This window comes from Alkaliphilus metalliredigens QYMF (assembly GCF_000016985.1).
GTDB lineage: Bacteria > Bacillota > Clostridia > Peptostreptococcales > Natronincolaceae > Alkaliphilus_A > Alkaliphilus_A metalliredigens.
The window spans coordinates 2,721,237-2,734,501 of sequence record NC_009633.1; the positions used below are offsets into that span (position 1 = coordinate 2,721,237).

General features: G+C 36.2%; 17 protein-coding genes. All 17 read right to left on the reverse strand.

The annotated features are described in order from the left end of the window. Positions 1–7: 7 nt before the first annotated feature. The 17 genes from flhB to AMET_RS13420 all read right to left on the reverse strand — a co-directional run bounded on the left by flhB (position 8) and on the right by AMET_RS13420 (position 13,264). Positions 8–1,093 (reverse strand): flagellar biosynthesis protein FlhB, encoded by a 1,086-nt coding sequence (gene flhB / locus AMET_RS13340; RefSeq protein WP_012063829.1) that lies wholly within the window; start codon positions 1,091–1,093, stop codon positions 8–10. Positions 1,094–1,097: 4 nt separating this feature from the next. Continuing rightward, the gene (gene fliR, locus AMET_RS13345; protein WP_012063830.1) at positions 1,098–1,889 is read right to left on the reverse strand and encodes a flagellar biosynthetic protein FliR; all 792 of its coding nucleotides are present in this window, start codon (positions 1,887–1,889) and stop codon (positions 1,098–1,100) included. 12 nt (positions 1,890–1,901) lie between these two features. Continuing rightward, positions 1,902–2,171 (reverse strand): flagellar biosynthesis protein FliQ, encoded by a 270-nt coding sequence (gene fliQ, locus AMET_RS13350; RefSeq protein ID WP_012063831.1) that lies wholly within the window; start codon positions 2,169–2,171, stop codon positions 1,902–1,904. A gap of 14 nt (positions 2,172–2,185) precedes the next feature. After that, positions 2,186–2,980, reverse strand: a complete 795-nt coding sequence (fliP, locus tag AMET_RS13355; protein WP_198135345.1) for a flagellar type III secretion system pore protein FliP — start codon at positions 2,978–2,980, stop codon at positions 2,186–2,188. After that, positions 2,970–3,377 (reverse strand): flagellar biosynthetic protein FliO, encoded by a 408-nt coding sequence (locus AMET_RS13360; protein ID WP_012063833.1) that lies wholly within the window; start codon positions 3,375–3,377, stop codon positions 2,970–2,972. Before AMET_RS13360 ends, fliP begins: the two co-directional genes overlap by 11 nt. Before the next feature lie 17 nt (positions 3,378–3,394). Further along, positions 3,395–3,757 carry a response regulator gene (locus tag AMET_RS13365; RefSeq protein WP_012063834.1) on the reverse strand — a complete coding sequence of 121 codons (363 nt, stop codon included), beginning with the start codon at positions 3,755–3,757 and terminating at the stop codon, positions 3,395–3,397. 134 nt (positions 3,758–3,891) lie between these two features. Continuing rightward, positions 3,892–5,073 carry a flagellar motor switch phosphatase FliY gene (fliY, locus tag AMET_RS13370; protein WP_012063835.1) on the reverse strand — a complete coding sequence of 394 codons (1,182 nt, stop codon included), beginning with the start codon at positions 5,071–5,073 and terminating at the stop codon, positions 3,892–3,894. Next, positions 5,066–6,070: a flagellar motor switch protein FliM gene (gene fliM / locus AMET_RS13375; RefSeq protein ID WP_334290543.1), complete on the reverse strand. Its 1,005-nt coding sequence runs from the start codon at positions 6,068–6,070 to the stop codon at positions 5,066–5,068. The genes fliY and fliM overlap by 8 nt, the downstream gene beginning before the upstream one ends. Positions 6,071–6,073: 3 nt before the next feature. Then, positions 6,074–6,490 carry a flagellar basal body-associated FliL family protein gene (locus tag AMET_RS13380; protein WP_012063837.1) on the reverse strand — a complete coding sequence of 139 codons (417 nt, stop codon included), beginning with the start codon at positions 6,488–6,490 and terminating at the stop codon, positions 6,074–6,076. A gap of 23 nt (positions 6,491–6,513) precedes the next feature. After that, positions 6,514–7,245, reverse strand: a complete 732-nt coding sequence (locus tag AMET_RS13385) for an OmpA/MotB family protein (protein WP_012063838.1) — start codon at positions 7,243–7,245, stop codon at positions 6,514–6,516. Between the two features lie 15 nt (positions 7,246–7,260). Then, a complete protein-coding gene (locus AMET_RS13390; RefSeq protein ID WP_012063839.1) occupies positions 7,261–8,049 on the reverse strand; it encodes a motility protein A in 789 nt (262 codons plus the stop codon). A 27-nt stretch (positions 8,050–8,076) separates the two neighbouring features. Continuing rightward, on the reverse strand, positions 8,077–8,274 hold the full coding sequence (locus AMET_RS13395) for a flagellar FlbD family protein (RefSeq protein ID WP_012063840.1): 198 nt from the start codon (positions 8,272–8,274) through the stop codon (positions 8,077–8,079). Between the two features lie 60 nt (positions 8,275–8,334). Beyond that, positions 8,335–9,660: a flagellar hook protein FlgE gene (locus AMET_RS13400; RefSeq protein WP_012063841.1), complete on the reverse strand. Its 1,326-nt coding sequence runs from the start codon at positions 9,658–9,660 to the stop codon at positions 8,335–8,337. 79 nt (positions 9,661–9,739) lie between these two features. Next, the gene (locus AMET_RS13405) at positions 9,740–10,129 is read right to left on the reverse strand and encodes a TIGR02530 family flagellar biosynthesis protein (protein WP_012063842.1); all 390 of its coding nucleotides are present in this window, start codon (positions 10,127–10,129) and stop codon (positions 9,740–9,742) included. 62 nt (positions 10,130–10,191) lie between these two features. Beyond that, entirely contained in the window at positions 10,192–10,596 is a 405-nt protein-coding gene (locus tag AMET_RS24395) for a flagellar hook assembly protein FlgD (RefSeq protein ID WP_012063843.1), read from the reverse strand. Positions 10,597–10,608: 12 nt separating this feature from the next. Continuing rightward, positions 10,609–12,006, reverse strand: coding sequence for a flagellar hook-length control protein FliK (locus tag AMET_RS13415; protein WP_012063844.1), 1,398 nt, complete (start codon positions 12,004–12,006; stop codon positions 10,609–10,611). A gap of 22 nt (positions 12,007–12,028) precedes the next feature. Then, positions 12,029–13,264, reverse strand: coding sequence for a hypothetical protein (locus AMET_RS13420; RefSeq protein WP_012063845.1), 1,236 nt, complete (start codon positions 13,262–13,264; stop codon positions 12,029–12,031). Between the last annotated feature and the right edge of the window lies 1 nt (position 13,265).

Consider the following 13,265-nt stretch of genomic DNA (forward strand, 5'->3'; position numbering starts at 1 on the left):
TGCCTCCTTAAACCTTGTTATTAATTCTATATACATATGCTAAGATTTCAGCAACAGCTTGATATAACTCTGTTGGTATAAAAGCTCCTATTTCTACTGTGTCATATAAGCTCCTTGCTAATGGTTTATTTTCAACAATAGGCACATCATTTTCTAAACCAACTTTTTTTATACTTTGTGCCAAGATATCCTGTCCCTTTGCAATGACTCTTGGTGCTTGAAAATCATCAGGATTATATTGAATCGCAATGGCAAAGTGAGTAGGATTTGTGATAATCACATCTGCCTTCGGTACCTCTTGCATCATCCGTTTCGTGGACATTTGTCTTTGTTTTTCTTTAATCTTGGATTTAATTTGAGGATTTCCTTCACTTTGCTTATATTCCTCTTTGGTTTCTTGTTTTGTCATCTTAAGGTTTTTATCATATTCATATTTTTGGTACAAGTAATCAAATCCCGCTAAAACAAGTAAGACAACTCCTGCCCTTATTCCTATGTTCACTAAGATATATATTAAAACTTGAATAATACCATCCATATCCATTGCCATAGTGTTGAAGATTGTTTCTAATTGTCCCTGGGCATACTGAAACACGATATAACCTACTAACCCTATTTTAATAAAAGACTTAGCTAGCTCAACAATGGCCTTTAACGAAAAGATCTTTTTAAATCCTTCAATTGGATTAAGCTTACTCAGCTTAAAGGCTAGTGTTTTCGTAGTAAATAAATATCCTACTTGTAAATAACTCACAGCGAGACCAATGAGTAGTGAAGCAATAGAAATAGGTGCAATAATCTTCAAAAGATTATACAAACTATATACCAACAAACGATATAAATTTTGTATAGAAAACAAGTAATCTGTATTCAAGTATTCAACATAAATAGATCTTGTGAATGATTTCATTGTCATGCCTATATAGCTTGAAAAAAGACCTAGTATGACAAAAGCCCCTATTAGTAGAAAAGCAGAATTCAATTCTTTGCTTTGTAGTACCTGTCCCTTTTCTCGGGAATCTTTTCTTTTTTTAGGGGTAGGTCTTTCTGTTTTTTCTTCTGTGAAAAGTTGTAAATTAATTTTGAATTGCATTTTATCATCCCTCAAACAGGAGTTCTATTATGTGATCTATACTGGTAAACATTTTTTCAAATAGTGCGTTACCGAAGGGTACTAAGAACGGTAATGCAATCATAATCGTTACTAATCCCACTATGATTTTCAAAGGCATTCCTACAATAAACACATTCATCTGTGGCATTGTTCTCGCTAATATTCCCAATAACACATTTGCAAGAAAAATTGTTGCCAGTATGGGTGCGCTAAGCTTAAAAGCCATCATAAATATTTCCATGAAAATGATTGTCAGATGCATAATTAATGCTTCACTCACTTGGAATTGGAATCCGATAGGTAACACATCATAACTATCAAACATTGCCTTTATCAGTAAGTGATGGCCATTTACAGCCAGAAATACTAATGAAATTAATAGATTGTACACATTCCCCATAATCGGAAGCTGGGTGTTCATTTGAGGATCAAATACATTTACCATCCCAAAGCCAATCTGTGTGTCAACGATCATCCCTGCTAAGTAGAAGGTTGAAAAATAGATAGATCCAATAAATCCGATTGTTATCCCTAATGCAAACTCTTGAATTGCATACACCATTAAAGCAAAAAATGTATTCGCTGCAAAATCCTCAGAAATAGTAACCAATGGAAGTATAATCAATGCTAAAAAGACTGAAAAAATAATTTTTGACATCATTGGTATATTGTTTCTACTAAATATAGGTGCAATGATGAATATTCCTGATATCCTCACAATCAAAAGAATAAAGATATCAATATTTGATAATATTTGTGTAATTGTATCATCCATTTTTATTCACACCTACTGTATAAAACTATTCATGTTAGTAAATAATCGTAAAGTAAAATTTATGATAATCGATAATAACCATGGACCAAATATAACAACAGAACCTAAAACTGCAATGATCTTAGGTATAAATGCTAATGTCGCTTCTTGAATTTGTGTGGTTGCCTGAAAAATACTAACCGCTAACCCAACAAGTAAGCCAAATCCTAGCATAGGAGCTGACATCGTTAATATTGTGAACATGGTTTGTTGCCCTAATTCAATTACCATTGCCTCTGACATTCCCTCACCTCAAATCAATTGAAACTCATTATTAAAGCACGAACTAAAATATTCCAACCATCTACCATAATAAATAATAGTAGTTTAAATGGTAGTGAAATCATAGCTGGTGGTAGCATCATCATTCCCATGGCCATCAGTGTACTGGCAACGACCATATCGATAACGATAAAAGGAATGAAAAGAATAAAACCCATTTGAAAAGCAGTTTTTAGTTCACTAATAATAAAAGCAGGGATTAGTGTTGATGTTGCAATGTCTGCAACTTCAGTTGGCATCTCGCTATTTGAGACTTCAATAAATAAAGCAAGATCCTTTTCCCTGGTTTGTCTAAACATGAATTCTCTAATTGGCTCCATAGCCCTTTCCAGTGCTTCTTCCTGACCGAGCTCTTCAGCGAGGTATGGTTGTAACGCATTGGTATTAATATCCGTCGCAATAGGAGCCATTGTGAAAAAAGTTAAAAACAAAGCCAGTCCAATGATTATTTGCGTTGGTGGGGTTTGCTGTGTTGCAATTGCATTCCTCAAAAACGATAATACGATGACAATTCTAGTAAAGCTTGTCATCATAATCAGTATTGCTGGTGCAATAGAAAGAATGGTTAATAAAAATAAAATTTGCAAGGATGCAGCTACTTCTTGGGGATTGTCAGCTTCTTCAACATTTATTCCTATAGATGGTATGGGAAAGGTATTTGGCTGAGCCTGTGTAGAAGACGTCATCATAACAATTATAAATAGACTAATCATTAGTACCATAGTCCAACGAAAACGATTCATTTGATTTACTAGGATCTTATTTTTCATCTTCATCATTGCCATCCTTTTTATGCAGGTTGCTTGTGGGTATAATCTTTTTTAGGTGCTTTGTTAGTAGATGATTGAACCTCATTAAAGGTACTTGGTTTTGTTCTTCTATCCCTTGACCTGGTTGTACTTGCTGGTAGGCATCCCAATCTTCTTCTTTAATCACATCAATGGTTTCCACACGTTTATTCTGAAATAACAGTATATATATTTTTCCCCTAACCTGAATAATTGTAATATTAGACTGAAAGCCAATCGGTGCACGTTCTAGCACTTTAACTTCTTTATTGACAAAAAATTGATTTGATTTCTTGCCAATTAAAGTAGTCATATAATGGGCAATGACTACAGTAATGATTGTAAAAACAAGTACTATTAATACAGTTTTAAATTCCACAGTTTATGAACTCCTTTTTACCCGATTGCTTTTTTAACCGCTTGAATCACACGATCTGCTTGAAAAGGTTTCACAATAAAGTCCTTTGCCCCTGCTTGAATTGCTTCAATAACCATTGATTGCTGTCCCATAGCCGAACACATTATCACCTTCGCATTAGGATCTATTTTCTTTATTTCTTTAACCGCTTGTATCCCATCCATTTCAGGCATCGTAATATCCATTATGGTAAGGGTGGGGTCTAATTCTTTAAACTTCTCCACTGCCTTCAAGCCGTTTTCCGCTTCACCCACTACTTCATACCCATTTTTCGTTAATACATCCTTAACCATCATTCTCATAAATGCTGCATCATCAACAATTAAAACTCTATTCGACATTTCTTTTCCTCCTTATGATTGCAATCACAAATTATTTATAGATAAGATACTGTGCTTTTCAGATTATTTACAAGTATCAATAATTCATTTTAGTATATTATATCATTTTTTGTCGTTAATGGAGTAGTTGTTTATTAAATTTTCGATAATCGCTTAGCTGGTGCTACGATGTCTGTAATTCGAATGCCATAATTTTCATCGATGACAACAACTTCTCCCTTAGCTACATACTGACCATTCACTAAGATGTCTAAGGGCTCTCCAACCACTTTTTCCAACTCAATAATGGTACCTGGACCAAACTCAAGTACTTCACTTATTTTTTTTACCGTTCTACCTAATTCTACAGTCACACTCAGTGGGACATCTTGAATCAGTGCAATATTCTCAGGCAACCCTCTGTTAGATTGTTGGTCAAAGGACTGAAATTGAACAGGTTGTACGTTTATTTTACTGTTTTCTAAAGATGGTTGTTGTCGTTGTTGAACCGGTGCATCATGATCACTAAGATGAGGTTGTTGATTACTCTTTTCTTGTGTGATACGGTTTTCTTCACTATTTGCATGAGCTATCGGTTCGGTATGCATTCTTTCGTTAGGTATTTCTTCAGAAGGCATTTCTTCAGTGTATTGTGCTCCTCTTAGTAATGTGCTAGTGATCTCCTTTGCAAAGTCTAATGGGATTAATTGCATAATCTCACTATCAATTAATTCGCCTATAACCATTCTAAAGGCAATTCTGACAAAATTTTTGTCTGGACTTTGAAAATGTTCTATAAATTCTGGGGCATTCACATCGCTAGTGAGATCAAGAGTAAAGGCATGGGGCGGACTTATATCAATCTTTTTACCAAACATTTCAGATAAAGAAGTGGAGGAAGAACCTACCATTTGATTCATGGCTTCACCTATGGCACTTAAATGAAGTTCTGACAAAGGTTCCTCTGAAGCCACACCTTCTCCACCCATCATTAAATCAGTGATAATTTTCACATCTTTTTCTCTAAGAATGAGTAAATTAACACCCTCTAACCCTTCTTTATATTTCACATCTACCGCCACAAAAGGCAACGGATATTCTTGTGCAATTTCTTCGAAGGTCAACACACTTACTCGAGGCGTTGTAATTTTTACTTTTTGTCCAAGTAATGTGGATAATGTTGTGGCAGCAGTTCCCATACTAATATTGCCCACTTCACCAATAACATCCTTTTCATCATCAGTAAATCCTTCATCTATCCCATCATTATCTGAGGGTGTATTAGCGTTGCCACTAAGCAACGCATCAATTTCTTCTTGTGAAAGCATATCACTCATATATCTCATCTCCCTTCTCGTCAATTCCTGTCACCTTTACAGCCAATTTGTTTTTTGAGGTTCCAGGAAGGCCCCTGTATCTGATTTTGTCTCCCACTAATATCTGTAGCTCTTTGTTAACTGGGTTATCTAACATGATGACGTCGCCAATCTGTAATTCTAAAAAATCTTTGACAGTTACGCATGTACCACCTAACTGAGCAGTAATGTTCACCGTGCTTTTTTCCACTCTTTTTTGTAATGCTTTTTTATCACTTTCCGTTACTGGTTTACTAATATTTGAAAACCAAAGTTTCGTACTTAATTTATCTAAAATGGGTTCAATCACAATATGTGGAATACAGATATTCATCATTCCCTCCACATCCCCAATCTTTAGATTAAGTGTTACTAAAGCAACAGTGTCATTAGGAGACACAATTTGAGCAAACTGGGAGTTTGTTTCAATTTTATCTAGTTTAGGCTGTAGTTCAATGACATTTTCCCATGGATCAACCATCAAGTTGATTACTTGCCTCATTAACTTTTTAATTAAAGTTGTTTCTATTTCTGTAAAAGGACGTACTTCTTCTGTCCCTTTTCCCACTCCCCCAAGAATTCTTTCTATTAAAGTAAAGGAAATACTAGGAGAGATATCAACTATAATTTGTCCCTCTAAAGGTGTAAAGTTTATAATGGATAACACTGCTGGATTCACAACAGAGTTACTAAATTCATAATAGGAAAGCTCCTCCACTGTTAATACATCTGCTTGAACGTAGGTTCTTAAATAACCTGCCAGAAACGTATTTAGCATTCTGGAAAAATTATCATGAATGATTTGTAATGTTCTTAATTGGTCTTTAGCAAGTTTTTTGGGACTTTTAAAATCATAGCTCTTAATTTTTTTCTCTATCTTTTCATCCTTCATTTCTTCAATTTCAACTTCACCTGAATTCAGGGCTTGTAATAAATCATCAATTTCATTTTGCGATAATACATCAGACAACAACTTCACCTCCTACTGGATTATGTAATCTACAAAGTATAAGTTTGTTATCTCATCAGACTTTGTTACATTTGAAATCACACGAATTAATTCTTCTCTCAACTGTTGTTGTCCTTCTGGATCTAAAATATCCACAGATTCTTTTCCAATAAAGACTTTGATGATTTGATCTCGTAACTCAGCGTTCTTTTCTACAAAAACGCCTAGTAATGCTTTTTCAGTTGTTTCAATCACAATTTCACCCTTAAAATAACTTCTAACAGTACTTAAATTTGTGGTAAATCCCCCTAGATTATATTCATATACTTTTATCTCTTCTGGGGTTTCACTGGGGGTTCTAAACATTGTAAAGTATAAAACGCCTCCAAAAACAACAGCTGATATGACCAATGCAATTAGTGCATAAATGATTACCTTCTTTGTATCCATGCCTTTCCCTCATTTCCTTCTGTTTAGGGTCTAAAGTCCAAAAGCTCTGAACGCAGAATCACAACATCGACTCTTCTGTTTATAGCCTTATTTTCTATGGTATCATTGGCTGCCAATGGTCGATATTCACCATATCCAGCCGCAGAAAATCTCTCTGGGGTGACACCTGCGTCCTCTATTAAAAACCGGACAACATTAGAAGCTCTTGCAACAGAAAGTTCCCAATTGGTTTCATACTTAGATGTAACACGCAAGGGATCCGTGTCTGTATGCCCCTCCACACGAATGTGTTTATTTTGAAATTCCTCTCCGTCTAAAAAACCAGCCAAATCTTTCAAAATCTCCATAGGACGACTCTTAAGTTCAGCTCTACCAGAATCAAAAAGAATGTTATCGTGGAAGCGTAAAATGAGTCCTCTACTCTCCAACAAAACTAAAATATCTGAAGCCAATCCATTTTCATCAAGATAGTTTTCTACGATCTCTTGAAGTTTTCTAAAGTCTTCCCACTCCACTTGTTCATTAGTGGTCAATTCCTCAAGCATTGCTTCAGTGATATAGTCGCTATCTTCTATTGTTTTGCCAGAGTCCAGTACTCCTAACGAGCCTTGAAATGATTGCATAACGGCTTGAAATTTTTTGGCATCAATTTCAGAAAAAGTAAACAATAGGATGAAAAAACAGAGTAATAAGGTAACCATATCTGCATAAGTAGCCATCCAGGCAGGTGATCCAGTAGATCCTTCTTTCCTCATTTTTTTTTCGAGCCATTATGCTTCCTCACTTTCCCGACTTTCTTCTTCTTCACTTTGTCTTAGCTTAGGCGGTAAGAATGCTTTTAGTTTTTCTTCAATAATTCTAGGGTTTTCCCCAGCTTGTATTGAAAGTAAACCTTCTACCATAATTTCTTTTCTTAAAATTTCTTCTCTACTTCTTAGCTTCAGCTTATTTGCTAAGGGAATAAAAATCAAGTTTGCCATCAATGCCCCATAAAAGGTTGTCAACAGTGCGACAGACATGTTGGGTCCTATGGAAGCAGGGTCATCTAAATCTCTTAACAAATTAATAAGTCCAATTAATGTACCCACCATACCAAAGGCGGGAGCCAGCGCTCCCATCATTTCTAATAGTCCTTGTCCTCCCTGATGTCTTTCTTCAATAAAAGCCAACTCTGTTTCCAATAGATTTCTAACAAGCTCTGGATCTGTTCCATCTACAATAAGCATCACGCCTTTTTGCAGAAAATCTTCATTTATTCCTTCTGCAGCTTCCTCCAAGGCCAAAAGTCCCTCCTTACGAGCAACATTTGCTAATTCAATAATGCTTTTAATGATGGAGCCAGGATCTACTTTATTATTAGAAAAGGCCTTTGAAACGATTTTAATAGTATCTAATACCTGTTGTAGGGGGTATGCTACTAAAGTAGCGGAAAACGTTCCTCCAAAGACAATTAACATAGATGATAATTGTAAGAATCCCGCAATATCTCCATCAGCAGTAATTCCCATAACCACAAATCCTAACCCCACAATAATCCCTATAATTGTTGCTATATCCAAATCTACACCTCATTCCATGAAAGGTTATTACTTTTCAAAACTTCCGCTATGTATTCTATGTTTATAGTGCATCACTTTTCCAACCACTTCATCTACACTTTCAGATACCATCATCTTGTGGCCATTTACCAATGTAATGAGTGTGTCTGGGGTTTCCTCAATCAGTTCAATCAACTCTGCATTTAGCACAAATTCTTTCTGATTTAGACGACTTACTCTAATCATATAATCCTTCCTTTTTTATCTCCTGAACTCCATTACTGGAGTTCAGGAAAATTTAATTTTTTATCGCTTCATATTCACCACTTCCTGAAGCATTTCATCACTTGTAGTAATAATCCTAGAGTTAGCCTGGAATCCTCTTTGGGTTGTAATCATATTGGTAAATTCTCTTGAAAGATCAACATTTGACATTTCAAGAGTTCCTGGATTAAGCGTTCCTCTTCCCCCACTTCCTGGTGTTCCTACCAAGGGTTCCCCAGAGTTTGGTGAATTTCGATACATGTTCTCGCCAATTTTCTCTAAGCCCGCAGGATTTCGGAAATTTGCAATGGCCACTTGTCCTATGGGTCTTTTGTATCCATTGTTGAAAACTCCAGTGATGACACCGCTAGAATCAATGGTAAAATCCTCTAAATTTCCTTGCTTGTATCCAACCCTCACATCAGCAGATACATCAGATTCATTAGAAACTTGGGTAACAGCTCCAAAGTCTACTGTGAATGTAAAGTCGCTTGCTCCATTTCCTAAACCTGTAAGTTCAAGGACTAAGTCAGTTCCATCAGATAACTTGCCCTGTTCGAATTCCAATTCATGGTCAATCCTATCTGTTATCACTCCATTTTCAACTACATATACACCATATTTATTTTCCTCTGTCTTAACAAAGGCTAGTCTAATGTCATGGGTTCCTCCTAGCTCGTCGTAGACTGTAAAGGTAGTGTCTCTAGCCACAGAGCTTTTGCCCTCTGCATCCACTAAATCTTCAAGAAATTCATCCAATACAGGTAATGTTGCATTGGGTTGCACATCAGAATTTAAATTACCACCAAAGAAAACACTCTTCGGTATTGTTGCATCCTGCGGATCAGTAAGTGGCACTCCCGTTGACATAGGCGGAGAAGTCATGGATTTTGAAATTTGTAATCCTTGTAATCCAGTACCCATTCTTCCAGACTCCACATCATACATATTCCCCATTACCCGTTGACCGCCGGGTGTAATTAGATTTCCTGCTTCATCTAATTCAAAATTTCCTGCTCTTGTATATGTATGATTTTGATCGTTAGCATCAGATGACACAATGAAAAAGCCGTCTCCGTTAATCATTAAATCAGTATTATATCCTGTGCTTTCTGCAGAACCTCTAACGTGAAATGTGCTCATGGAGGCTACGTTTACACCTAGTCCTACTTGTTGCGGGTTAGTCCCCCCTCTGCCGCCTTGTGGAGCCCCTGCACCTCTTATTGTTTGGCTAAATACCTCTTGGAAGGTCACTCTTGTTCCCTTATATCCTACCGTATTGACATTGGCGATATTATTACCAATGGCATCCATTCGTAATTGGTGAGCTTGGAGCCCTGATACCGCTGAAAACATAGATCTCATCATCGTCTATTTCCTCCTTTTGTATTTAGTGCGTCTCCCCGTCAATCGTTTAGGAGAGATAGGCTTCCAGTTAAGGTCCAGCCTAGATAATCACCGCACCATCTATATTTGTAAAGACATTTCCCTTTAATTGATCTCCATCAGCCGCCGTAATAATGGTTTTGTTTTGTACACTGGCAATAAATGCGCGATTATCCATTAAAATCAGTGTCTCTTTTAATCCTTTATTAGCTGCAGAGTTGATGGCCTTATCTATTTTATCTATTTCCTGTAAAGTTAGCTTGATGTTTCTCTGTTCCAATCGATCAAGGGCATGTTTTGAGAATTTTACTTTTTGTTGTTCACCAATCTTATTCTGCAATATTTGTTGAAATGCAAATTTATCTTGAACTGACTTGATCGTAGTTGCTTTTTCCTTAGTATCATAGAGTTTTTGGATCATATGATGATTTGTTTTGATAGAATTGATCATAGCCACCTCCTATTTTATGCATGACCATCTAGTTATTTTTTATTACATCTGTCTTCTTTTTCTTATTCTGTCGTTGTGCCTCCTGCTTCATTGTCCTCATTCTCTGGAGCTTCTGGGCTGATATGGTTCAACACCTTATTAATTTGTATATTCATTAAATCTAGCTGATCTGCAATTGTGGTTTGACTCTTAACTAAGTTATTGTTCATTTGTGTGATATGATCGGCTAATAATTCTTTTGTATCCTTCAAACCATCATTAAGGTTTTGCATTTGCTCTAAAGAGCTAAATTGAGCCATTTGAGAAATGAATTCACGATCTTCCATTGGGTTCAAAGGATCTTGGTTGCTCATCTGCGTTACTAAAAGTTTTAGAAAAGCATCCTTATCTAAGTCACTTGTATTTTTTTTCTTTTCATTGGGTTCATGATATCTATATTGATTTTGTATTTCTGAGATATTCGACATATAATCATCTCCTTAGGCTAAGTGATCAAATTGTGAAGCAGTTAAATAAGGATTCCTGGGTAGCACCTTTGCGAGATCAATGTTGCCACCATAGTTCACATTTTGCCCTTTATTTTTCTTCGTGGCTTTTCCTAGACCCCATTGTTCAAACTGTTGGAAAGCTTCTCTGGAATCTTGTCCCACGGAAACATCCAGTTGCCCTATGGCTAAGCCTTGTTCCGTCAATGCATCCCGAAGTTGATTTAGATTTGCTTCAATAATTTCTTTAACTTGTATCGACTGCGCATAGACCTTTGCTATGACCTCACCACTATCAAATGACACCTTCACTGACACTTTTCCCAGATTCTCTGGTTGAAGTTGAAACTGCATTTCGCTTCTGTCTAGATTGACATTAAACTTTATTTTATCAACTAACTTTTCAATCAATTCCTGTGGATCTATTAAGCTCTTTGCAGTTGTTTCTTGAATTCTTTCTGGATCAAAGCTTTCCATTCTTCCTTGGGTGATGTGCTCTAATACAATATTCTGTACGTCATTCTCTAAATCAGTTTCGGTAAAAATATCATTTTGAAGAGATTCAGACTGTCCCTGTAACTGCACTTTTTGATAGGTAGAAACCTCAGGTGATTCCTTTACATCTACTTCTTCCTCTACTTTAATATGTTCCTTTAAATTCATTTGAGGATTTACTTTAGTTGATTCATCCATTTTTTGATGAGCATCCATGTCAGCCACTTCTTGTGCAGTTTCAAGTTTTTTTGACTGATCCATCAATGTCTTGTCAGGGGTTGCCACTACTTGATTATCAAAGTAGACATTAAGGGCTTTCATCTCAAGGCTATTCAATTCACTAATTAATGCTTCTAATTGCCCCTTCAGTTGATCCATTCCCTCCACTTGGCTCAGCAACTCTATTTCTGAAATGGCAGTGTATAAGATTTCAACTACTGCCTTAACATCCAGTCCCTCCTTGGCCAACTCTAATTCTTTTAAGCTTAGCAATGTTTGAAACTCCTCTAAATCCTTCTCAGCTAGTTCTTCAATTATTTCGAAGTTGATAAACTGATTGACTAGAGCTGCCAAAGTTACATCGTCTTCGTGTTTCAATTCCTCGTGGGGATCACTCTTTTGTTTATCATCTCTTTGATCCTCATTAGATACGCGCTCATCATTAGACTTTTGTAACTTTTGATCTGTACTTGATTCTTGATTAATATTTTTTTCCCTTGTACTGGTATCCGTTCGACCCATTGCCTTGTCGTCACGCTTTGAATCCTGCGTATTCATTTTATTATCCAAATGATCTCTAAACCCCTTGTTCTGTTCGCTTTTATCCAAGGAATTAGCATGATTCTTTTGAAATACTGTTATTCTACTATTTGCTGCAATCATATTCATTATATTCATCTGTTTTTTCACCTCCTTTCAGTTATGAAATTAATGCCTGGGAGATTTCCGTCACCCGTTGTGGTTCCATGAGTTCCATTAATTCTGCCACGACATTGGTCCTTAGTTTGTTTAAAACATCAACGACTAACATTCTTTCGTTGAATACAATCGTATCTGTTGTTGTTAATTCGATCTGATTGAACACTTGGTTTCTTGTCCACATTCTCTCCATCAAATCAGCTAACTCAGATCGATTCATTCTTTGATATATATCAGTCAACTCGGTGGTTTTTATATCGTAATCTTTGTAGGCTTGTGTTCCTTTAGCTAGGAGTTCAGCGGTATTAGGCGTGTACCCCATAAGTTTTTCTAACTGATTTATGCTTTCATATAGACTTAATTTAAACTCACGATCTTCAATTGTTGATAGCAGTTGAGCCCCTTTTTCTAAAGACATCACCCGATAGATAGCAGCTAAGTCTTCCATACTGAACTGTTGATCGTCTCCGATATCACCTAGGGCATCTTCATTTAATTGGTTCTCGTAATATGTGGATAGTTCAATAAGATATAACTGATGCTGACGAATTTCATTAATTCTGTCGTTGACATTTCTTCGAAGATTAATAGGCAATTGATACATCACTTGCTCCTTAATACTCTCATCTAAGTAGGCTAAGATTATTGCTGCATCTTCAATATTCATGACTGCAAAAGCCTTGCTTAACTCATCTATCAATAGTTGTCCATCACGATGATTTCTTTCAATAGTTCGAATGGCTTGAATCGGATCTAAAGCCGTAAACTGTCCTGCAATATTTGCAATTTCTTGGTTTTCTTCATGCTGCATTTCATCAAACAGCCCTACTAGTAGGTCGTCTCTAATATCATTTCTTCTAATGATTTCCTGTACAGTGGTCATTTTTCTACTATTGAGTCTATTTAAGTGTATCACCAAATCATTATATAGTTGTTGGTCCTCATTACGAATTAACAGCAACTTATCAGCAATTCTTTCTTGCTCCATTGCTATATAACTCTTGGCAATTTCCCTTTTTAGCTCCTCTTCCTCTTCCGCTGTAGGCATCGCTTGAAAGTATTCCCCAGCAGAACCAGGAAGTCCTTCTAAGACACCATGAGTCGTACTTTTAAAGGCTTGATTGCTGTAATAAAGAATCAGTAACATTAGTAATGGTACCATAAGAATAACAGTCAAAATAGTAATGATTGCCTTAAATGATATTGTTTTTTTTTCTTTCCGAAGGCTAACTGACATT